Annotated in this window: 21 protein-coding genes; 11 read left to right on the top strand and 10 right to left on the bottom strand. The window is 71.7% G+C overall.

The window, feature by feature from the left end:
• Window positions 1–17: 17 nt before the first annotated feature.
• Window positions 18–878 carry an MOSC domain-containing protein gene (locus tag ACFHWE_RS05550; protein ID WP_416599514.1) on the bottom strand — a complete coding sequence of 287 codons (861 nt, stop codon included), beginning with the start codon at window positions 876–878 and terminating at the stop codon, window positions 18–20.
• 103 nt (window positions 879–981) lie between these two features.
• On the opposite strand from ACFHWE_RS05550, the gene ACFHWE_RS05545 reads away from it, so the two are divergent.
• Entirely contained in the window at window positions 982–1,326 is a 345-nt protein-coding gene (locus ACFHWE_RS05545) for an ArsR/SmtB family transcription factor (protein ID WP_028650033.1), read from the top strand.
• Window positions 1,327–1,352: 26 nt separating this feature from the next.
• A complete protein-coding gene (locus tag ACFHWE_RS05540; RefSeq protein WP_416599513.1) occupies window positions 1,353–1,982 on the top strand; it encodes an SRPBCC domain-containing protein in 630 nt (209 codons plus the stop codon).
• Window positions 1,983–2,096: 114 nt separating this feature from the next.
• On the opposite strand, the gene ACFHWE_RS05535 is transcribed toward ACFHWE_RS05540, so the two are convergent.
• From ACFHWE_RS05535 to ACFHWE_RS05525, 3 genes are all read right to left on the bottom strand, one after another.
• Window positions 2,097–2,243, bottom strand: coding sequence for a type II toxin-antitoxin system RelE family toxin (locus ACFHWE_RS05535; protein WP_416599512.1), 147 nt, complete (start codon window positions 2,241–2,243; stop codon window positions 2,097–2,099).
• 61 nt (window positions 2,244–2,304) lie between these two features.
• Window positions 2,305–3,789 carry a methyltransferase gene (locus ACFHWE_RS05530; RefSeq protein ID WP_416599511.1) on the bottom strand — a complete coding sequence of 495 codons (1,485 nt, stop codon included), beginning with the start codon at window positions 3,787–3,789 and terminating at the stop codon, window positions 2,305–2,307.
• A 48-nt stretch (window positions 3,790–3,837) separates the two neighbouring features.
• On the bottom strand, window positions 3,838–4,116 hold the full coding sequence (locus tag ACFHWE_RS05525; protein ID WP_416599510.1) for a DUF2530 domain-containing protein: 279 nt from the start codon (window positions 4,114–4,116) through the stop codon (window positions 3,838–3,840).
• Between the two features lie 217 nt (window positions 4,117–4,333).
• Here ACFHWE_RS05525 and ACFHWE_RS05520 point away from each other — a divergent pair, with 217 nt between their 5' ends.
• From ACFHWE_RS05520 to thpR, 3 genes are all read left to right on the top strand, one after another.
• Entirely contained in the window at window positions 4,334–5,791 is a 1,458-nt protein-coding gene (locus ACFHWE_RS05520) for an NCS2 family permease (protein WP_416599509.1), read from the top strand.
• Window positions 5,792–5,935: 144 nt separating this feature from the next.
• Window positions 5,936–7,219: an MFS transporter gene (locus ACFHWE_RS05515; RefSeq protein ID WP_416599508.1), complete on the top strand. Its 1,284-nt coding sequence runs from the start codon at window positions 5,936–5,938 to the stop codon at window positions 7,217–7,219.
• Window positions 7,220–7,270: 51 nt separating this feature from the next.
• The gene (thpR, locus tag ACFHWE_RS05510) at window positions 7,271–7,819 is read left to right on the top strand and encodes an RNA 2',3'-cyclic phosphodiesterase (RefSeq protein WP_416599507.1); all 549 of its coding nucleotides are present in this window, start codon (window positions 7,271–7,273) and stop codon (window positions 7,817–7,819) included.
• Window positions 7,820–7,973: 154 nt separating this feature from the next.
• On the opposite strand, the gene ACFHWE_RS05505 is transcribed toward thpR, so the two are convergent.
• Window positions 7,974–8,714 (bottom strand): 3-keto-5-aminohexanoate cleavage protein, encoded by a 741-nt coding sequence (locus ACFHWE_RS05505; protein ID WP_416599506.1) that lies wholly within the window; start codon window positions 8,712–8,714, stop codon window positions 7,974–7,976.
• Between the two features lie 92 nt (window positions 8,715–8,806).
• Between ACFHWE_RS05505 and ACFHWE_RS05500 the strand changes: the two genes are divergently transcribed.
• Entirely contained in the window at window positions 8,807–9,868 is a 1,062-nt protein-coding gene (locus ACFHWE_RS05500) for a hypothetical protein (protein ID WP_416599505.1), read from the top strand.
• 225 nt (window positions 9,869–10,093) lie between these two features.
• The gene (locus tag ACFHWE_RS05495) at window positions 10,094–12,100 is read left to right on the top strand and encodes a hypothetical protein (RefSeq protein WP_416599504.1); all 2,007 of its coding nucleotides are present in this window, start codon (window positions 10,094–10,096) and stop codon (window positions 12,098–12,100) included.
• A 27-nt stretch (window positions 12,101–12,127) separates the two neighbouring features.
• On the opposite strand, the gene ACFHWE_RS05490 is transcribed toward ACFHWE_RS05495, so the two are convergent.
• Window positions 12,128–12,748: a CGNR zinc finger domain-containing protein gene (locus ACFHWE_RS05490; protein WP_416599503.1), complete on the bottom strand. Its 621-nt coding sequence runs from the start codon at window positions 12,746–12,748 to the stop codon at window positions 12,128–12,130.
• Between the two features lie 66 nt (window positions 12,749–12,814).
• Here ACFHWE_RS05490 and ACFHWE_RS05485 point away from each other — a divergent pair, with 66 nt between their 5' ends.
• A complete protein-coding gene (locus ACFHWE_RS05485) occupies window positions 12,815–13,264 on the top strand; it encodes a VOC family protein (protein ID WP_416599502.1) in 450 nt (149 codons plus the stop codon).
• A 6-nt stretch (window positions 13,265–13,270) separates the two neighbouring features.
• Here the strand turns inward: ACFHWE_RS05485 and ACFHWE_RS05480 are convergent, their stop codons facing one another.
• Together ACFHWE_RS05480 and serC are read right to left on the bottom strand one after the other, a co-directional pair.
• Window positions 13,271–14,272 (bottom strand): glycerophosphodiester phosphodiesterase family protein, encoded by a 1,002-nt coding sequence (locus tag ACFHWE_RS05480; RefSeq protein WP_416599501.1) that lies wholly within the window; start codon window positions 14,270–14,272, stop codon window positions 13,271–13,273.
• Between the two features lie 151 nt (window positions 14,273–14,423).
• The gene (gene serC, locus ACFHWE_RS05475; protein ID WP_416599500.1) at window positions 14,424–15,548 is read right to left on the bottom strand and encodes a phosphoserine transaminase; all 1,125 of its coding nucleotides are present in this window, start codon (window positions 15,546–15,548) and stop codon (window positions 14,424–14,426) included.
• Between the two features lie 125 nt (window positions 15,549–15,673).
• On the opposite strand from serC, the gene pdxH reads away from it, so the two are divergent.
• From pdxH to ACFHWE_RS05460, 3 genes are all read left to right on the top strand, one after another.
• Window positions 15,674–16,327: a pyridoxamine 5'-phosphate oxidase gene (gene pdxH / locus ACFHWE_RS05470; protein ID WP_416599499.1), complete on the top strand. Its 654-nt coding sequence runs from the start codon at window positions 15,674–15,676 to the stop codon at window positions 16,325–16,327.
• A 226-nt stretch (window positions 16,328–16,553) separates the two neighbouring features.
• Window positions 16,554–17,255 carry an iron dependent repressor, metal binding and dimerization domain protein gene (locus tag ACFHWE_RS05465; protein ID WP_416599498.1) on the top strand — a complete coding sequence of 234 codons (702 nt, stop codon included), beginning with the start codon at window positions 16,554–16,556 and terminating at the stop codon, window positions 17,253–17,255.
• A gap of 146 nt (window positions 17,256–17,401) precedes the next feature.
• Window positions 17,402–19,675 carry a SpoIIE family protein phosphatase gene (locus tag ACFHWE_RS05460; RefSeq protein ID WP_416599497.1) on the top strand — a complete coding sequence of 758 codons (2,274 nt, stop codon included), beginning with the start codon at window positions 17,402–17,404 and terminating at the stop codon, window positions 19,673–19,675.
• Between the two features lie 16 nt (window positions 19,676–19,691).
• On the opposite strand, the gene ACFHWE_RS05455 is transcribed toward ACFHWE_RS05460, so the two are convergent.
• Together ACFHWE_RS05455 and ACFHWE_RS05450 are read right to left on the bottom strand one after the other, a co-directional pair.
• Window positions 19,692–19,859 (bottom strand): hypothetical protein, encoded by a 168-nt coding sequence (locus ACFHWE_RS05455; protein ID WP_028650045.1) that lies wholly within the window; start codon window positions 19,857–19,859, stop codon window positions 19,692–19,694.
• An 80-nt stretch (window positions 19,860–19,939) separates the two neighbouring features.
• On the bottom strand, window positions 19,940–21,082 hold the full coding sequence (locus ACFHWE_RS05450) for an acyl-CoA dehydrogenase family protein (protein WP_416599496.1): 1,143 nt from the start codon (window positions 21,080–21,082) through the stop codon (window positions 19,940–19,942).
• Between the last annotated feature and the right edge of the window lie 133 nt (window positions 21,083–21,215).

Genomic DNA, 21,215 nt, shown 5'->3' with positions numbered 1-21,215 from the left:
CCGCTCCGCCGCCCCGCTCAGGCCAGGGCGGCGGCCAGGCGTTCGCCCAGCCCCTCCTCCGCCTCGCCCCAGGCGGTGACGTCGACCGTGTCGCCGACCGACAGGGTGCCGGGGCGGGTGACCGCGAACTTGGCGCCGAAGGCCACCCCGCCCTTGTCGGAGCGGCGGTAGACGGCCAGGGAGCGGATCGGTTCGGGGCCCCGCTTCTCCCCGGTCTCCTGGTCCACGGTGGGCACCGCGCAGCGGATGCATACCTTCGCGTAGCCGAGTTCGGCCGTGCCCAGGCGGGCCGTGCGGACGAGGTCCTCGGTGTGGGGCTCCGGCCAGCCTGAGACGACCACGTTGGGGCGGAAGCGGTCCATGGGGACGGGTTCGGCGCCGCGCGCGAGGATGCGCTCGTTGAGCAGGTCCAGCGAGGAGAGCGAGGCCATCAGCACTGCGGTGCTGTCGGCGAAGGCGGCGGTCCCGGGGGTCGCGCCGCCGGTACGGCGGTCGTGGCCGTCGGGAACCCGCACGAGCCGGCTGTCCGCGCCGAGCGCCTCAGAGAACCACTCGGCGGCGGTGTCGCCCTGGTCGAGGCCGGTGTAGGGCCTGCCGTGCATCACCACGTCCACGGGCGGGCCGCACGGGTTGGCCTCGATACGGAGGGGTTCGAGGCCGTCCAGGGCCAGGTCCAGGTACGCGCCGTCCGCGGAGACGCCGGTGCGCACGCGGGCCATGCGGGGGTCCACGCGCTGGCTGCGGAAGGCCCCCTCGGCGGTGACCACCATGAACGTGCGGTCGTGCCTGAGGCCGGCCGGGGTCAGCTCCGCGGCGGGCACACGGGTTCCAGAGCACCCCTTGACGGGGTAGTGGACGAGTTCGGTGATGTCGGCCATGGACAGGAACCTACCGCGTGGCCGTGCGCGGCGGCCCGGTGCGGGCGCTCCCACTCGGTATCCACTCTAGCTTATATAGTCGGTAGCTTATATAGTGTGGTCCGTGCATGCCTTCGACGTCCTCGGCGACCCGGTCCGCCGCCGCATCCTGGAGCTGCTCAACGACGGTGAGCGCTCCGCCGGCGAGCTGACCGCCGCCGTGCGCGAGGAGTTCGGCATCTCGCAGCCCGCCGTCTCCCAGCACCTGCGCGTGCTCCGGGAGAACGGGTTCGCCACCGTGCGGCCCGAGGGCAACCGCAGGCTCTACGCGGTGGAACGCGCCCCGCTGGGCGAGGCCGAGGAGTGGCTGGGCCGGTTCGCCGAGCGCTGGCGGCCCCACCTGGACGCCCTCGAAACCGAGATCGCGCGGGGCAGGCGTGCGCGGCGCCGGAGCGGCGAACAGCAGTGAGAGAGCACCCGACCAGGGGGAACACGATGGACATCGACCAGCAGACCGCCGCGACCGAGCGGACCGTGAGTGTACGGACCACCGGCTCCGGCGAGGAGACCGCCGTGGTGGTCTCCCGCGTCTACGGCACCACCGCCGAGGACCTGTGGGAGGCCTGCACCAGCGCCGAGCGCATCCCGCGCTGGTTCATGCCCGTCAGCGGCGACCTCCGGGAGGGCGGTACCTACCAGTTGGAGGGCAACGCCGGGGGGAAGGTCTTGGACTGCGACCCGCCGCGCTCGTTCCGTGCGAGCTGGGAGTACGGGGGCGAGTACAGCGAGATCACGGTGAGCGTCACCCCGGTGTCGGAGGCGAGCGCGCGGTTCGAGCTCAGGCACGAGGCCCCGATGAGCGAGCACTGGGAGCGGTACGGGCCCGGAGCCACCGGTATCGGCTGGGAGATGGGCCTGCTCGGCCTCACCCTGCACCTGGGGAGCGGGGCCGATAAGCCGGTGGAGGCCACCGAGTGGGCACGGTCGGAGGAGGCGCTGCGCTTCATGGCGGCCAGTGCGCGCCTGTGGGGTGAGGCGCACGAGGCCGCCGGGGCCGACGCCGCCACCGCGAAGGCCGCCGCCGACCGGACCCTGGCCGCCTATACTGGGCAGCCCGAGGGGTAGTGGGGCCGTCCGTCGGCGAGGGCCCCGGCTGGCGTCAGCGCATCCGGACAACCTGTCGTCCATGCCGTGCGCGGCCCCGCCGCGAACCTGTGTCCGGCCTCTTTCCGACCGTTGTCACAGGTCCCGATAGACCTCGTGTCGGTGTGCCACGCTCAGTACCAGGACCACCAACTCCTGGTCGCGGATCGCGTACACGACCCGGTAGTCGCCCACACGGATGCGCCAGGCCTCGGCATCGCCTTCATCATGCCCTAGAAGCACGCCAACCACGCCAGGTTGGCCGCAATGTCGCCTGGGGCGTTGGTGCCGGATCCCGCGGGCGTCAGCGCGTCACCTTGAAGAAGCCCTCGGAGATCAGGGTGCGCAGGGCGTCGGGGGCGCGCCCGCGCACCACCTCGGGGTGCTCGCCCATCAGCTCGGCGATCACGTCCAGCAGCGGCCCCACCGGCATGGTGCCGTCGCACACCCCGGCCAGCGCCGCCTCCACGGTCCCGATCCGGGCGACCCGGCGCAGGCCGTCGCGCTGTCTCAGCAGGATCTTCTCCGGGTCCGGTGCCCCGGGGCGGCCCACGCGCTCCTCCACCACGCCGGGGGCGAGCGCCACGCGTGCCGACAGCAGCGCCGTGTCGGGGAGCCGCAGCGCCGTCATCGCGCCGTCCACCACCTCCGGCAGGTAGGGGCCCACGGGCCGCTCGATCTCGTGGCGCAGCTCCTCCACGCGCACGGCCGCGTCCTGGGCGACGTCGTTGCGCAGGCAGATCCAGCCGAACCCGATCCCCTTGATGCCCTCGCGCTCGAAGTAGTCCAGCCAGGCGTCGTAACGCCGCGTGTACTCCGTCGTGCCGTGCTCGCACGAGTCGCGCAGCCACAGCTCCACGTACTCCGCGGGGTCCTGCACGTCCCGCTGGACCACCCAGCCCGAACAACCGGTCCCGGTCACCCAGCCGCCGACCCGGTCCTCCCAGTCGTCGCCGTCGGAATGCACCCAGTTGGCGAGGAGCTGGCACCAGCCGCCCTCGGTCAGGTGCGCGGGGGCCCGCCGCACGAGTTCGGCGCACACCTCGTCGCCGGGCAGGTCGGACTCCCGGTAGGTGTAGCGGGCCGACTCGGGGGTGATGACGAACGGCGGGTTGGACACCACCAGGTCGAAGCGCTCGCCCGCCACGGGCTCGAAGAGCGACCCCTGGGCCAGGCGGGCGTCGCGGACACCGGACAGGGCCAGGCTGATCCCGGCCAGGCGCACCGCGCGCGGGTTGAGGTCGGTGGCCACCACCTCGCGTGCCCGCGAGGCCAGGTGAAGCGCCTGGACGCCGCAGCCGGTGCCCAGGTCCAGCGCCCGGTCGAAGGGGCCGTTCACCATGAGTTCGGCCAGGGTGGAGGAGGCGCCGCCGGTGCCCACCACGTGGTCCGGGCGGGGGACGAGGCCCTGCCCGGGGCGCACCTTTGGGTCGGAGACCACGAAGCCGGGCCGCCCTTCCTCCAGTTCCCAGGGGGTCAGGTTGACCAGTGCGCGGACGGTGCCTCCGTCGGCGGCCACGAGCCCGGCCCCGGCCAGTTCGTCGACGGGCAGGATGGCGCGCGCGGCCCGTTCGGGGATCGGCGACTGCAGCCACCACAGGCGCAGGAGCAGTCCGAGCCGCTCGTCCCCTCCGGTGGCCCGCAGGGCGGGCACCAGCTCCTCGCGGGCCAGGGCGCGCGCGGCGGCGTCGCCGAGCCGGTCGCGGACGCCGGAGACCGTGTAGTCGGCGTCGATGAGGATGCCCCGGAGCCGGTCGGCGAGCGAGCGGGGGAAGTCTGTCTCAGGCACGCGCCCATTATCGGCCACGCGGGGCGTGCTCCGTGGTGGGCGGGGTGCTCAGGCCTCGTCCGCGGCGTCCCCGCCGGTGCGGGGGGCGGAGCGCTCGGCGGCCCGGGCACGTGAGCGCAGCAGCCGCGGGATGTAGAGGAAGCCGAAGACGCCCAGGAGGATCCCGGTCACGCAGACCCCGATCCACCAGTGCTCGGTCTCGGGCAGTGAGTCGCCCATGGACAGCAGGACGACGAGCGCGACCGTCCACGCGAGGGTGCCCAGGGCCGCGGGCACGCGGTAGTCGCTCTCGTGGACGCCGGGGTCGGGTCGGCGGGATGTGGGCACGACTCCAGGGTATCCGCCGACGGCCCCGCCGGACGGTGCGGCGGTCGGGGGTGGCGCGACCGGGAGTGATCGCTCACACTTTTACGATGGATCGCCCGGCTCTATGGTGTTTCCTATGAAACATGCCCGATACATGTGTCCCTATCTGTAGAAATATGCAACTAATCTGACTCAGAATCCCGTTTGTCCGTTAACAAGGTCAGGTCAGGCTGAGGTCGTGAACACACCCACCACATCCCCCAACGCCGCGGAGCGGGCCCCGGGAGGGCCGCTGGACCGCTACTTCCGCGTCTCCGAGCGCGGCTCCACACTCGGCACCGAGATCCGCGGCGGCCTGGCGACCTTCTTCGCCATGGCCTACATCGTCGTCCTCAACCCGCTGATCATCGGTACCGCCGAGGACGTCGACGGCCGGACCCTGGGCATCCCCGAGGTCGCGGCCGTCACCGCCCTGGTCGCGGCGATCTCCTGCCTCCTCATGGGCGTGGTCAGTCGCTACCCCTTCGCCATCGCCGCCGGCATGGGCCTCAACGCGGTCATCGCCTACGGTCTGGCCCCGCTGATGCCGTGGGCCGACGTCTTCCTCCTGGTGATCATCGAGGGCGTCCTCCTGCTGATCCTGGTCCTGACGGGCTTCCGTACCGCGGTGTTCGCCGCGATCCCACCGGGCCTCAAGACCGCGATCGCCGTCGGCGTGGGCCTGTTCCTGGCCCTCATCGGCCTGGCCAACGCCGGGTTCGTGCAGCAGGGCGAGGGCACCCCCGTCCAGTTGGGCGACGGCGGACTGCACGGCTGGCCCATCCTGGTCTTCGTCGTCGGCCTGCTGGTGAGTATCGCCCTGTACGCCCGCAAGGTGAAGGGCGCCCTGCTCATCGGCATCGTGGCGTCCACCGTCCTCGCGATCATCGTGGAGGCCGTGTTCGGTGGTACCGAGGAGGGCCTCGGCTGGAGCCTGACCGTCCCGAGCGTCCCCACCGGTATCGGCGACCTGGTCGCCCTGCCCGACCTCGGACTCGTCGGCCTGTTCACCGACGGCGGTTTCAACCTCGTCGAGCGCTGGAGCTCCATCGGCGTCGCGACCATCCTCATGCTGGTCTTCACGCTGCTGCTCGCCGACTTCTTCGACACCATGGGCACCATGGTCGGCGTCGCGAACCAGGCGGGCCTGACCGACGAGGACGGCAACCTGGCCAACGCCAGGGAGGTGCTCGTCGCCGACTCCCTGGGCACCGTCCTCGGCGGTGTCGGCTCGGCCTCCGTGAACACCGTCTACGCCGAGTCCGCCGCCGGTGTCGGTGAGGGCGCCCGCACCGGCATCGCGCCGATCGTCACCGGAGCGCTGTTCCTCGTCTCCGCCTTCTTCACCCCGCTGGTGAACCTGGTGCCGTTCGAGGCGGCCACCCCGGTGCTGGTCCTGGTGGCCTTCATGATGATGACCCAGGTGGTCAGCATCGACTTCAAGGACCCGGCGATCGGCCTGGGCTCCTTCATGGCCATCATCATGATGCCCTTCACCTACTCCATCGCCAACGGCATCGGGTTCGGCCTGATCACCTACGCCTTCGTCAGCCTCGTGACGGGCAAGGCCCGCCAGGTCCACCCGCTGCTGTGGCTGGTCGCCGCGGTCTTCCTGATCCACTTCGCCGAGGCCCCGATCACCGCCCTGTTCAGTTGATCCGGTCCGCTCCGGCGGGAATCACCCCGAGGTGAACGGCGTTGACTCCACTGATGAGTCAACGCCGTTTACCTTTGTGGCCGCGATCCGGCCCGCCAAGCCCCAGGCGCCCCACCACCCGTTCGGAAAGGCGGTGAGGCGCTGATGCAGCGTGTGGCGATGTTCCGTTCGCTGGCCAACCGCAACTACCGGCTCTTCGCGCTCGGCCAACTCGTGTCCAACCCCGGCACGTGGATGCAGCGCATCGCCCAGGACTGGCTCGTCCTCCAGCTCAGCGGCGGCAGCGGGATCGCGCTGGGGATGACCACCGCCCTCCAGTTCCTGCCCATGCTGCTGTTCGGGCTCGTGGCCGGCGCGCTGGTGGACCGGCTCGACAAACGGCGGCTCCTCATCCTCACCCAGAGCGCCATGGGCGTGCTCGCCGTCGCCCTCGGCGTCCTGGCCACCATCGGTGCCGCCCAGGTGTGGCACGTCTACCTCTTCGCCCTCGCGCTCGGCATGGTCACCGTCCTGGACAACCCCGGACGCCAGGCCTTCGTCCCGGAGATGGTCGACCGCGACCACCTCAGCAACGCCGTCGCGCTCAACAGCGCCAGCTTCCAGCTCGGCCGTGTCACCGGCCCCGCCGTCGCCGGACTGCTCATCGGCTGGATCGGCAGCGGCCCGGTCTTCATGCTCAACGGCGTCTCCTTCGCCTGCACGATCGCCGCCCTGCTGCTCATGCACACCGGCGAACTCGACCCCACCGACCGCGTCCCCTCGGGCAAGGGCCGCGTCCGCGAGGGGCTGCGCTACATCAGCGGCCGACGCGACCTCGTCCTCCTGCTCGTCCTGTCGGCGTGCGTTCAGTTCTTCGGCGCCAACACCCAGAACCAGATCGCCCTGATGGTCAACAACGTCTTCGAGACGGGAGCCGCCACCTTCGGGGCGGCCGCCGCCTGCCTGGCCTTCGGCGCGTTCGTCGGTGCCCTGCTGGCCGCCCGGCGCGAGAGGCCACGGCTTCGGATGGTGCTCCTGGGCTCCCTGGGCTTCGGCATCGCCCAGGTGGTGTCGGGGCTGATGCCGGGCTACCTGTCGTTCGTGTGCGTCCTCGTCCCCATGGGGCTGTGCTTCATGACCTACGTGACTACGCTCAACGCCACCTTCCAGCTCTCCGTCGAACCCACGATGCGCGGCCGGGCGATGAGCATGTTCATGCTGGTGTTCATGGGGGTGGCTCCCCTCGGCGCGCCCGTGGTCGGAATCCTCGCCGACCTCTTCGGGCCGCAGGTGAGCCTGATGGTCGGCGGCACGGTGACGGTTCTGGTGGTCGTCGTGATCAGCACGCTGCTGTTCAGGACCAAGGGCGTGCACCCGCGCGACCTGCTGCCCGGCCGGGCCGGAGCGCGCTCCCAGGCCGAGCGGGGCGCACCGGCCCCCGCCCGCTGAGGAGCACGCGTTCGGGGAGGAGCGTGCCTCCCGGCGGGGAAGGAACAGGACATGAGGCTGTTCGTCGCACTCGACCCTCCCCCCGACACCCTGGACGCCGTCGAGGCGGCCGTCGCACTTGGGCGCGCGCACGCGCCCGACCTGAGATGGGCGACCCGTGAGGAGTGGCACATCACCCTGGTCTTCCTCGGGGAGGTCGCGGAGGAGCGACTGCCCGCCCTGCACGAGCGGATCGCGGACCAGGTCCGGGTCCGCCGCCCCCTGACGCTCGGCGTCCGGGGCTGGGGGAGCTTCCCGCGGAAGGGGCGGCGTTCGGCGGTCCTGTGGGCGGCGGTCACCGGTGACACCGACGCCTTGGACCGGCTGGCTCGCGGCCTGCGCTCGGCCGCGCGCGCCGCGCGGATCCCCGTCGAGTGCCGCCCCTACGTGCCGCACGTCACGGTCGCCCGCAGCAGGCCGCCGCGCGACCTCTCCGCGACGGTCGAGGCCCTGGGAACCCTGCCCGGAACCGCGTGGGAGGCACGCCGGGTGCACCTCGTGGAGAGCCGCCCGGGAGCCGCCGACCGGTACCGGACCGTTCGAACATGGGAGTTAGGCTGAGACGATCCCTCGGCCGACCCTTCCGGAGCCCGACATGAGCATGCTCACCAACAACCGCAAGCAGCGCTGGCTGCTGCCCGTGGTGCTCGGCTCGATCATGCTTCTCGTGCTGCTCGGAGCACTGCTGGACTGAGGCGGGCCGCGCTGTCCGGGGTCACGTCCCCACTGAGGTGTGGTCCGCGCCCACCAGCTCCACCGCGCGGGCCACCAGGGCGGCGTTGTCTTGGGCCTCTGCCCCATCGGGCAGGCGCATGGTGTCCTCCAGGCCGATCCGCACGTCGTACCCGGCGGCGACGGCCGCCTCCAGCATCGGCCACGCGGTCGCGTCGGAGCCGTGCAGCAGGCGGGGCGCCGCCACCTTGGCGCGGTCCAGCAGGCCCAGGACGGCGTCGGCGTTGGCGCGGGCGTCCTCGGTCCTCACCTGGGTCGGCTCGACCAGCACCGCCGCCACGCGGAGCTTCGTGGCGACGAGGATGCGCGCCGCCTCCACCGTCCACACCCCGGCCTCCACCGCCACCCGCCGGTCCTCCAGCAGGTGGGCCAGGTCCACCGAACCGGCCTCGTGCAGGTTCACCGTCGCTGAGTCCGGGAGTGCCGAGGCCGCCCACCGCTGCACCATGTCGTAGCGGCGCCAGGGGTCGGACTGCGCGGACAGGGCGGTGGTCAGCGACACGGGAACGTTCGGTCCCGCCTCGCGCAGGTACTCCATCAGCGGCGTGACCACCTGGGGCTCCAGCGACTCGGCGCCGGTGGCGTCGCGCGGGTGCACGTGGATCTCCGTCGCTCCCGCGCCCACGACGGCGTGGGCGTCCGCCACCAGTTGCTCCGGGGACACCGGCAGGGCCGGGTGCGCACCGGGGCGGCGGTCACCGTTGAGACAGGCGACGATCCTCATGGGCCCTCCTCACCGCGCTCCGTATGCCGGAATGTGCCCGCTCCCCAGCGGGTGCAAGCACGCCTCCGCGGACGCCTGGCAGGATGGCGGCCATGACACGATCGCTCACGCTCGCCGCGGCCGCCGCAGTCGGCCTCGCCCTCGTGCCGTTTCCGGCGCTGGCCGCCGGGGTCGACGACGGCGGGACCGGCGGCCTGGACTACCCGCGGGGCGGCGAGGGCCCGGAGGGGTCGGAGACGGCGTTCACCCTCCAGGACACGCGGATCGCCGAGTCGAGCGGGTTGGCCCCCTCCCTCAGGCACGAGGGGGTGTGGTGGACCCACAACGACAGCGGCGTCGACGTGGCGCCCGCGCTGTACGCGGTGAACGGGGCGGGCGAGACGCTGGCCACGGTCACCCTGGCGGTGCGGATCCGCGACTGGGAAGCGGTCGCCGTCACCGAGGGGGCGGATGGAGCGCCCACGGTTCTCGTGGGCAATATCGGCGACAACTACGGGGGCGGTTGGCCCGGTGTCACCGTGCACCGGTTCACCGAACCGGAGGTGCTCGCCGACACCACCGTGGAGCCCGAGACGCTCACCTTCACCTACGCCGACGGCGGACGCGACGCTGAGGCGATGATGGTCGACCCCCGAGACGGGCGCCTGTACGTGGTGTCCAAGGAGTTCGCCGGAGGGGTGTACGCGGCGCCCGAGGAGATCGACCCCGCGGCGACCAACGTCCTGGAGCGGATCGACAGCGCGCCGCTGTTCGTCACCGACGCCGCGTTCCACCCCGACGGCACCCGGTACGTACTGCGCACCTACTGGGGGGTGACGGTCTACGACTCCACCGACGGTGTTCCGGGCACCTCCATGGGCTCCTTCGAACTGCCGGAGTCCGACCAGGGGGAGGCGATCGCCTTCACCCCCGACGGCACTGCCCTCATGGCCGGGACCGAGGGGGTGAACGCCCCCGTGTGGCGGGTGCCGCTGCCCGAGGAGTACCGGTCCGGACAGGCCCCGGAGACCGCCGCGGAGACCGGGCAGGCGGAGGAGGAGCAGGCCGGCGGTGCCGACGCCGGTTCGGGCGGCGCCCTGCGGTCCATCGTCGCCGGGGCCGTCCTGGCGGTGCTCGCCATCGGGGGTATCGTGCTGCTCGCCCGGAAGGGGTAGACAGTCGGTTATGCGTGGCAGACTTCTGGCTTGGGGCGCTCTGCCGCACATTCGGACGCCGCACGCGTGAACGAAACCCCCGCTTGTCGAGTCCCACCGCACGGAGTTCCCGTCTCGGCCCGTGGCGCGGACAGACCATGTGCGTGGTGAACACCGGAGTGTCCGCGGGCCGGCCCCGACCCCGTCCACGGCGGGTACGACACACCAGGAGGCATGGCCGTGCGCATGGACCACACACAGGTGCCCCCGTTCCCGGAGGCCACCATGAGGGTCTTCCACGACCAGGCGGCCGAGGTCACCGTCAACGGAGTCGCCACCCCCGTATCGGGCTCCGACCTCCGCGACACGCGCGCGAACGCCATCCGGGTCGTGGCCGTCGCCGCGGAGAGACTGGGGCGCCCCGTCCGGGCCCGGGCACTGGACGAGCAGGACGAGTGGCCGCTCATCGTGTACCCGGACGCCCTGGTCGAGAGCGACAGTACGGCGGAGCCCGGCAAGCGTTCGGGCGGGAGGAAGCCGTCCCCGGCCGCTCAGCACCCGACCGGCGGGCGGTCGGCGGAGGCCGTGTCCGAGCACGCCGGTGGCCGGCTGCCTTCGGACGGGGAAGGGCAGGAGGAGCCCTCGGGGGTTCCGGACAACCCTCCCTCCCCGGACGGCCCGACCGTCCGGCTGGGCCCGGATCCGATCGCAGCGGCCGAGGCGCCCCCTCCCCCCGTGGAACCCGTGGCCGACACCGCTCTTCCGCCGACGGCGTATCCGGAGCCCGTGCCCCCTCCGGTCCCGGCCCCGCAGTGGAACAGCGGCCCCCGCACCGCCCCCGCTCCCCATGTGTCTCAGTGGCCCGTGCCAGCACCCCAGGCGGCCGTCGAAGCCCCGCCGCACCGGCCCGACACGAGGGGCGCGAACCTGGCTTCCCCACAGGAGGCGGCGGGAAAACGCCGTTCGTCCAGACTCTTCGGCGCGATCAAACGCCGCGGCAAGAAGAAGGGGGAGGAACCGGCCGGTCCAGAGCGGCAGGGTGCTTCCGAGGGCCTGACCAGAGACGAGTCCGGGCAGGTCTGGTCCTCCGTCATCGAGGAGATCAACCGGGAACGCCGATACGCCCCTCCCTTCCCTGGGCCCCCAGCGGGTCCTCCACCCCCGCCGCCCGCTCCGGCGACGGACTGGGGCTGGGGGACCGGTCCCATGCCCGCTCCCCCCGCGCCGGGTCCCGCTCCGGGCCCGACCGGGCCCATGCCACCCGTCCACGCACCGGGACCGAGGTCCCCCGTGCCTCCGGCCGCTCCTTCCGCACCCGGTCCCCCGCCGGGACCGCCGCCCGGCCCGGCACCGGGTCCCGCTCCCTGGTCGGGGCCGTCCGGGCCGCAGGCCGCTCCGATGCCCATGGGCGAGGAGGGCAGGACCGGTTCCGGGGTCACGGCCGTCTTCCAGCGGCACGGGAACGCCTCAGAACCAGTGCCCCAGGCGCCCCTGCCCTCGATCCCCGCCGTCGGTGCCCACACGAGGATCGCGGTCCTGAGCCTCAAGGGCGGAGTGGGCAAGACGACCACCGCCGTGCTCCTCGGTTCGGTGTTCGCCTCCGTGAGTGAGAACCGCACCGTCGCCGTCGACATGAACCCGCACGGCGGAACCCTGCTCGACCGGGTACCGCTCCAGAGCCCCCACACGCTCCGCGACCTCCACGAGAACTCGGGGACGGTCACCCGTTACGCGGATGTGCGCCGGTACGTGTCGGAGAACGGAGCGGGCATGCACGCGCTCCTCGGTGACCCGGGGCAGGACTCCGAACTGCTGGAACGGCGCGGCGCCTATCCGAAGGTGGCCGGTGTCCTGGAACGGTACTACGACATCGCCCTCACCGACTGCGGTACGGGCCTCGGCCAACCCGGTATGGGCGATGTGCTGGGGCTGGCCCACCGGGTCGTCATCGTGTCGCAGCCCGCGCTGGACTCGGCCCGTGCGGCGGTCGCCACCCTGGAGTGGCTCTCCGCCAACGGCTACCCGGGGTTGGCGTCCACGGCCCTCGTGGCCCTCTCCCGAGTCGATCCCCGCGTGGTGAGCGCGGCGGAACTGGACGGCCTGGAGCGCTTCTTCCAAGGAAGGGCCGCCGGGGTCGTACGGGTCCCCTTCGACGAGCACCTGGCCCGGGGCGGCATAGTCGACCTCGGCGCCCTGCGGCCGGAGACGAGGGCCGCCAGCCACCGTCTCGCGACGCTCAGCGCGGGGCTGTGACCGGCCGCGAGGCCGCCGCGGCTCCTTCTAGGAGGACGTGCCCGACGCACCCCGCCGTTCGCGGCGGGCGCGCAGCGTGCGCACCTTGGCACGGTTGCCGCACCGCTCCATCGAGCACCACCGCCGCTTGCCGGGGCGGGAGGTGTCGACGAACAGCAGCAGGCAGTCGTGGGCGGCGCATTCGCGGACCCGGTGGGCGTGGGGTCCGGTGAACAGTGCGACGGCGTCGCGGGCGACCGTGGACAGAACCCGGGAGGCGTCGGCGGGCGCGGCCCAGGAGGCGGTGCCGTCCGGGCCGAGTTGCGGAACCAGGGGAGGCTCCGCCGCGTACCGGTTGATCTCGGCGACGTCCTCGCCGGGGAGGGCCAGTCCTCGGGCCGCCGCACGCGTCACGCGCAGGAGCGCGTCGCGTAGGCGGCGGGCGCCGGCCACGTCGCCCTCTCCCACGCGCACGTCGGCGGGGTCCAGGCGCAGGCGGCACGCCCTCATCCAGGCGCACAGGCCACCGGGGCCGTGCAGGGTCTCGAAGCGTGCAAGTTCGTCCGGTCCGCCCGTGGTGAGCAGTTCCAGACACAGCGTCCCGGGGTCGAAGAGGTGGGCCGAGCCGTCCGGGGGGTGCATCGGGATGCCCGTTGCGCTCGCGTTCATGTAACCATTATAACTGGAATTACAGGTACGGGGAGGCACCCCCGGACGACGCGAAGGAGGCCCGCGATGGCCGTGCGCTGGCAGTTGGTCGTGGACTGCGCCGAACCGCTCGCGCTCTCCCGGTTCTGGGCGGCGGCGCTGGAGTACGAACCCGAGGACAACGACGCCCTGATCGGCCGCCTCGCCGACGCGGGCGCTGTCACGGAGGAGCAGTACACCGTCGTGGACGGCCGCCGGGCCTTCACCGCACTGGCCGCCGTCCGCCACCCCGACGACCCGGTCCAGGAGGACACCGGCATCGGACTGGGGCGGCGCCTGCTCTTCCAGCGGGTCCCCGAGGGCAAGACGGTGAAGAACCGCCTCCACCTCGACCTGCACATCGGCCCCGAGCGCCGGGCGGAGACCGTCCGGAGGCTGGAGGCGCTCGGTGCGACGGCGGTGCGCGCGGTGGAGGAGCCCGGCGTCTCGCTGGTCACGATGCTCGATCCCGAGGGCAACGAGTTCGACGTCCAGTGACCGGCGTCAGCCCTGGTCGCCGAGGAGGAAGTGCTCGCGGGCCAGGAAGGCGTGCCGGGAGAAGTCGGTGAACACCCCGTCCACGCCCGCCTCGAAGAAGGCCTCGTACTCGGCGGCGAAGCCCCCGTAGTCGGCGGGCTCGCCCGGCGAGCGCAGGCTCTCGGGCAGGAAGTGGTTCTCGCTGCGGAACGTGTAGGGGTGGACCAGCAGCCCGGCCTCGTGCGCGTCCGCCACCAGCGGCGTCGGCTCATCCAGTTCGCCGTCCCCGGTCACCGGCACCACCAGGTTCTTGTCCGGGCCGATCGCGTGGGCGAACGCGGCCACCTCCGCCAGGCCCTCCGGGGTGGTGTAGGGCCGCCACGGCTCCCCGGGGCCCATGAGGTAGACGAGCCGCAGCCCGGTCTCAGCGAGTTTGCGCAGGCTCTCCGCCTCGAAGGACTGGAGGAATACCGGCACCTTCGGCTCGTCGCCGGTGAGACCGGCCTCACGCAGCGCCGCGATGAGGAGCGGTTCCAGCTCCAGGCCCTGGGAGGCGTGGTAGGCGGGGTGCTTGGTCTCCGGGTAGATCCCGATCGGGCGCCCTAGCTCCTTGGTCAGGGACAGCGCCAGTTCGATGACCTCCTCCAGGGTCGGGACCCCGTAGACCCCGTCCATGGCCGTGTTCTCCGAGCGCACGTCCCGGAGCCGCTCCACCGCCCGCAGGGTCTTGATCTCGGCCAGGGTGAAGTCCTGGGCGAAGAACCCCTCCGCCTCGCGGCCGTCGATGGTCCGAGTGGTACGGCGGTCGGCGAACTCGGGGCGGTCGGCCACGTCCGTGGTGTGCCCGATCTCCTGCTCGTGGCGGCAGATCAGACGGCCGTCCCTGGTGGCCACCAGGTCCATCTCGATGAAGTCGCCCCCGTGCCGGGCCCCCAGCTCGTAGGAGGCCAGGGTGTGCTCCGGCCGGTGACCCGAGGCGCCCCGGTGCGAGATGATCGTGATCGGGAGTTCCTTCTTGTTCCTGCGCAAGGTCGAACCGTCCTGGAGTGCGTGCGGTGGCGGCACGGCCCTTCGGGGGAACCGGGGAGGGCCGCGCCCCCCATTGTCCCCCAGCGGGCGCGCCGCCACGGACGCGAAGGGGCCGGCCCGTCCGGACCGGCCCCTCGGTGCGGCGATCGGGTCAGGACAGCTTGTCCAGGACGAAGTCGACGCACTCGGTCAGCGCCTTGACGTCGCCGGGCTCCACGGCGGGGAACATGGCGACGCGCAGTTGGTTGCGACCCAGCTTGCGGTAGGGCTCGGTGTCGACGACCCCGTTGGCGCGCAGCACCCTGGCGATCGCGGCGGCGTCCACGTCGTCGCTGAAGTCGATGGTGCCCACCACCTGGGACCGCTGGGCGGGGTCGGTGACGAAGGGCGTGGCCACCGGGGACCGCTCGGCCCAGTCGTAGAGGACCGACGACGACTCCGCCGTGCGCTCCACCGTCCACTTCAGGCCGCCCCGAGAGTTCATCCACTCCAACTGCTCGGCCAGGAGCAGCAGCGTGGCCACGGCCGGGGTGTTGTAGGTCTGGTCCTTGCGGGAGTTGGCGACCGCGGTGGTCAGCGAGAAGAACTCCGGGATGTAGCGGTCGGCCGCCGCGATCTCCTCCACCCGGGCCAGGGCCCTGGGCGACATGACCGCCACCCACAGGCCGCCGTCGGAGGCGAAGCTCTTCTGTGGCGCGAAGTAGTAGACGTCCGTCTCGGAGATGTCGACGGGCAGGCCGCCGGCGCCGCTGGTGGCGTCCACGAGCACGAGCGCGTCGTCGTCGGCGCCCGCCACCCGCTTGATCGGGGCGGCTACGCCCGTGGAGGTCTCGTTGTGGGTGAGCGCGTACACGTCCACGCCGGCCTCGGCGACCGGCTCGCCGTGGCCGCCGGGCTCGGTCTCGATGACGGTGGGCGCTTCCAGCCACGGGGCGCCCTCGGCGACCTTGGCGAACTTGCTGGAGAACTCGCCGAAGGCCAGGTGCTGCGACTTGGAGCGCAGCAGGCCGTGGGCGGCGATGTCCCAGAACGCGGTCGTGCCCCCGTTGCCGAGGACGACCTCGTAGCCCTCGGGGAGGCTGAAGAGCTCGCTCACACCCGAGCGCACCCGGGACACCAGGGACTTGACCGGCTTCTGCCGGTGGGAGGTGCCCATGTAGCGACTGCCGGAGGAGTGGAGGGCCTCCAACTGCTCGGGGCGGACTTTGGACGGGCCGCTGCCGAAACGGCCGTCGGAGGGCAGCAGGTTCGCGGGAATCTGAATGTCGTCGGTCACGGCCTCCAGCGTAGTGGTCCGAGCCCTGCTCGCGCCGGTCAGGGCGCGAGATTTCCCGGAGCGGCTCCCCGCCACCGGTGGGGGCGGGTGGCGTGGGGGCCGCGCGGCGCGAGAGTATGCCGTCTGTGCACCACCACGACCCTGCCGAACTGCGGAAACCGTACATGGGAGAGCCTTTGCGGCGATCCGGGCTGGCCGACCACCCCATGGCCCAGTTCCACCTGTGGTTCGAGGAGGCCTGTGCCCGCGGGGTCGTCGAACCCAACGCCATGGTGCTGGCCTCGGTCGAGCCCACGGGCATGCCGAGGGCCCGCACGGTACTGATGAAGGGCTACGACCGCGGCGGACTACGCTTCTTCACCAACTACGCCTCGCGCAAGGGCCGGGCACTGGACGCCGATCCGCGAGCCTGCGCCGTCTTCCCCTGGCACTCCGTGCGCCGCCAGGTGATGGTGGCCGGGCGGGTGGTGCGCCTCTCCGACGAGGAGAACGACCGCTACTTCGCGACGCGGCCGCGCGGTTCCCGGATCGGTGCGTGGGCGAGTGAGTGCCAGTCGCAGCCGGTGGCCGACCGCGCCGAGCTGGACCGCCTCTACCGCGAGTTCGACGACGTGTGGGCCGACGGTCGGGAGGTGCCCCGCCCGTCCTACTGGGGCGGGTACCGCCTGGTGCCGGAGGAGGTGGAGTTCTGGCAGGGCGGGGCCGACCGCATGCACGACCGGTTCGCCTACACCCGCGGCGCGGCGGGGGAGTGGCGCGCCGAACGCCTGGCCCCGTGAGAGCCGACACGGATCGAAGAAGTATCCACATAGTGAGACTCTGGGGAAAACGGGGCCGGTTCCGTCGCGATATGCTGACGGTAATCGGTGGTCGCTCCCGCGGTCCTGCGGACGTCCCGGTCCCCACTCGGCCCCTGGGAATCACGTGCCCCCGGCCTGTGTTGTGAGAGACCCGCCGTGCCCGGCGTAACCCGCGCGCCGGTCACAGAGCCTTGGGAGGGGAGAGTTGACAGCACACGGGCTGATCGACACGACGGAGATGTACCTCCGGACGGTCTTCGAACTCGAGGAGGAGGGGATCGTCCCGCTGCGCGCCCGGATCGCCGAGCGCCTGCACCAGAGCGGTCCCACCGTGAGCCAGACCGTGGCCCGCATGGAGCGCGACGGCCTGCTGCGCGTCGAGAACGACCGGCACCTGGTCATGACGGACGAGGGCCGCAGGCTGGCCACGCACGTCATGCGCAAGCACCGCCTGGCCGAGCGGCTGCTCGTCGACGTCATCGGGCTCCCCTGGGAGGACGTCCACATCGAGGCCTGCCGATGGGAACACGTGATCTCCGAAGCGGTGGAGGAGCGGCTCGTGGGCCTGCTCAACAGCCCCTCGGTGTGCCCGCACGGCAACCCCATCCCCGGGCTGGAGGAGCTGGGCCTGAAGGACTACGTGACCGAGCCGTTCACCGACGAGTCGATCGTCCCGATGGCGGACGCCGTCGGACCTGCGGACATCACGGTCACCGTCCGGCGCATCAGCGAAGTCCTGCAGTCGGACGCCGATACCATGCTCGCCCTGCGCAGATCCGGGGTACAACCGGAGCAGGACGTGGTGGTGCGGTCCCTGGACGGCGGGGTCCGTGTCACGGGAGGCGAGGCCGGTACCACCGATCTGTCGGCGGACGTCTCCGGGCACATCTTCGTCGCCAAACCGTGAAGCCCTTGCGCGCGGTGGCACATCGGGATCGCCACAACGCGCTGCGGGGGCATTGACGGTATTGCTACGCTCGCTTCAAGGTGCGGTCGTTTCGGGTGACCGGGAGCGGGCATGTGCGCAGCTCATGACGGCGAGGTGGCGGCTAGATGACACGGTGGGGCGAGCCCTTCCGGGAGAGCGGGACCCTGGCCTCGGCCGCTGTGGTGGACCGGGCCCAGATCGCCATCGTCGTCATCGACAGGTTCAGCCTGCTCCGGTACTGGAACCCCTTCGCGCGCGAACTCTTCGGTTTCGTCGACGGCCGCGACTACGTCGGCCTCTCCCTCCTCGACATCGGCATCCACGAGTCCGACCGCGAACACGCCTCCCAGTTGGCGCGCAGGGTCCTGCGCGGTGAGCCGTGGGAGGGCACGTTCGCCGTCCTCAAGGGCGACTCCACCTGGATCCACGTCCGCGCCCAAGCGGTCCCCATGCACGACGAGAACGGCGAGATCGACGGCATCACCCTGATCGCGCGCGAAGCGCTGCGCAGCGGCCGGGTGGAGGAGCAGTACGGCCTGCTGGAGCGGATCGGCTCTCGCCTGGCCAGCTCCCTGGGGTTCGACTCCACGGTCAAGGGCGTGGCCGGCATCCTCGTCCCGCAGTTCGCCGACCACTGCTTCATCGACCTCTACGACCACGAGCGCCTCATCCGGAAGGTGTCCGTCCACGCTGAGGGGTGGACACCCCCGGAACACACCTGGTACGGCGTCGGCGACGAGGTCCGCTACCCCGAACGCCACTTCGTCACCCAGGCACTGCGGCGCCAGGAGACCGTCGTCAGCGGCGACCACCTCCTCGACGGCGTCTACGGGGGCCGGGCCGACACCGTCTCCCGCCAGGTCGGGGTCACCTCCGCGATCGCGGCGCCCCTGCGGGCCCGCGGTGAGGTGCTGGGCGTGCTCACCCTGTCCCTGTCGGGACTCTCCCCGCGCCAGAAGAGCACCTACGGCGGGTTCGACCGGGACCTGGTGGGCGCCATCGCCTCCCGGGTCGCGCTGGCCATCGACAACGCCCGGCTGTTCGAGGAGGAGCGTGCCACCGCCCTGGTCTTCCAGAAGAGCCTGCTGCCGAGCGGTTTCCCACCCCTGGACGGGCTCACGATCGCGCACGACTACCTCCCCGCGGGCCCGTTGTCCGCCCACGGCTACGGGGTGCAGACCCAGGTCGGCGGCGACTTCTACGACGCCATCCCGCTCTCGGCGGGGCGGGTGGGCCTGGTCATCGGCGATGTCGAGGGCCGGGGCCCGCACGCGGCGGCGGTCATGGGGCAACTGCGCGCCGCCCTGCGCGCCTTCGCCCAGGCGGACCGGGAGCCCGCCGACATCCTCCGGGAACTCGACGAGTGGGTCCGCCAGCTCGGCAAGCCCGACGACGACGGCGGCGGCACCTGGATCCCCAGTGTGAGCTGCCTGTACATGGTCTACGACGCCTGGTCCCGGGAACTGTCCTACGCCAACGCCGGGCACGCCCCACCGCTGCTGGTCACCTCCGACTCGGTGGAGGCCCTCGAACTGGAGGTCACCGACCGCATGCTGGGCGTGCGCGCCCGCGGCGGAGCCGGCGAGGACATCGTCTACCACCAGGCGGACCTGACGCTGCCCATCGGCGCCACCCTGGTGATGTACACCGACGGCCTGGTGGAGCGGCACCTGCCCGGGGCCGCACCCGACACCGTCGGCGCGTTGGCGCGCCTGGTGGAGGGCGTCACCGAGGTCGCGGACAAGGACGTGCGGCAGATCGCCGAAGCCGCCCTGGACAGTGTGCCCGGCGACGCCGACGACGACACCGCGCTCCTGGTGGTGCGCACGCACTCCGACGAACTGGCGCTGCGAGAGGGCTGGTTCAGATCCGAGGCCTCCACGGTGGGCGAGGCGCGCCACCTGGCGGCCAGCACCTTCAAGGAGTGGGGGATGGACCGGGACCAGGCGGAACTGGCCTGCCTGCTGGTCTCGGAGATCGTCACCAACGTCGTCATCCACGCCACCCCGCACCCGGTGCACCGCGAGTTCACCGGCGGAGGGGTCCTGGACTCCGAGGTGCCCTTCGACACGGGCGGCGGCGAGTTCGACGAGGACTGGACGGACCTGCTGGAGGAGGTCGCCTCCTCCGACGCGGCCGAGGACCCGGCGGAGAAGGAGTTCCTCCTGCGGCTGCGGCGCGGCGCCTGCGCCGTGTGGGTGGAGGTGTTCGACCACGACCTGCGGTTGCCCCGTATCCGCAGTGCCGCCGCCGACGACGAGGGCGGCCGCGGCCTCTACCTGGTCGAGCAGCTCGCCGCCCGGTGGGGGTCGCGCCCCACGCCGGACGGCAAGGCGGTCTGGTTCGAGATGCCGATGTACGGCGGTGAGGACGAGGACGGCGCCGAGGAGCTCGGCTGAGGAGGGGCCGCCCCGCTCAGCGCCAGGACCACGCCCACAGCAGCAGGCACACGAAGATGAAGAACACCACGATCCCGCTGGTGGTCCAGGGGATGTGGACCTTCGGCCGGAGCTTGCGGACGCCGATCACGAGCAGGACGATCAGCAGCCCCATGACGATGAGGCCGTCCCACGCGCCGCTCATGGCCGTCTCCTCTGTGGCTCTTCAGATCTCCGTCCGGCGTCCGAGCCGGGTGCCCGTCCGCCACTCGAACGCGGCGGAGCCTACAGTCCCAGTCCGCGTCCCACGATCTCCTTCATGATCTCGGTGGTGCCGCCGAAGATCGTCTGGACACGGGCGTCCTGCCATGCCCTCGCCACGGGGTATTCCATCATGTACCCGTACCCGCCGTGAAGCTGGAGGCACCGGTCCATGACCCGGTTGCACATCTCGGTGGTCCACCACTTGGCCATGGCGGCGTCCTCGACGGTGAGTTCACCCCGGTTGAGCAGTGCGACCGCACGGTCCACGTACACCTGTCCCAGGTCCACCTCGGTGGCTATCTCGGCCAGGACGAAACGTGAGTTCTGGAAACGTCCGATCGGTCGTCCGAAGGCGGTGCGCTCCTTGCAGTACTCGACGGTGTGCCGGAGCATCCCCGCGGCGCCCGCGACCGCGCACGTGGCGATCGACAGCCGCTCCTGGGGCAGGTTCTCCATCAGGTGGATGAAACCCTGCCCTTCCCGGCCGATGAGGTTGCCCACGGGAACGCGGGCGTCGGAGAAGAACAGTTCGGCGGTGTCCTGCGCCTTCATGCCGATCTTGTCGAGGTTGCGGCCGCGCTCGAACCCGGGTGTGCCCCGCTCCACGGCGATGAGTGAGAAGCCCTGGGCGCCCGCCCCGGGGGCGGTCCGGCAGACCACGATCACCAGGTCGGCGTTGACGCCGTTGGTGATGAAGGTCTTCTGCCCGTTGAGGACGTACTCGTCGCCCTCGCGCACGGCGGAGGTCGTGATGCCCTGGAGGTCGCTCCCGGTCCCGGGCTCGGTCATGGCGATGGCGGTGATGAGTTCGCCGGATGCGAAGCCCGGCAGCCACCGCCTCTTCTGGTCGTCGCTGGTGAGGCCCACCATGTAGGGCGCCATGACGTCGTTCTGGAGGGTGATGCCGAGCCCGCTGGCGCGGGCCGCCGTGATCTCCTCGTTGACGATCTGGTTGTAGCGGTAGTCGTCGGTCCCCGTGCCCCCGTACTCCTCCGGGACGCCGTGGCCGAGCAGGCCGACCTCGCCGGCCCTCGTCCACACCTCGCGGGGGACGATCCCCTCCCGCTCCCACCCCTCGTGGAAGGGGGCGACCTCGCGGGCGAGGAACGCGGCCACGCTCTCGCGGAAGAGGTCGTGCTCGGGGCCGAATGCTTCCCGCTTCATGCGCTGCTCCGGATGCGAAAGGGATCACCTGATGCCCACACGCTAACCGAATCACGTTCGGTTGAGAAGGCGGGGCGACAAGCACGGGCAAAATCCCTGTTCATCCTGGTGATTCACGACAAGTCAGTGAACA

The sequence above is a fragment of the Nocardiopsis sp. LOL_012 genome, from assembly GCF_048060475.1.
GTDB lineage: Bacteria > Actinomycetota > Actinomycetes > Streptosporangiales > Streptosporangiaceae > Nocardiopsis.
This window is presented reverse-complemented; position numbering and strand designations above follow the sequence as displayed.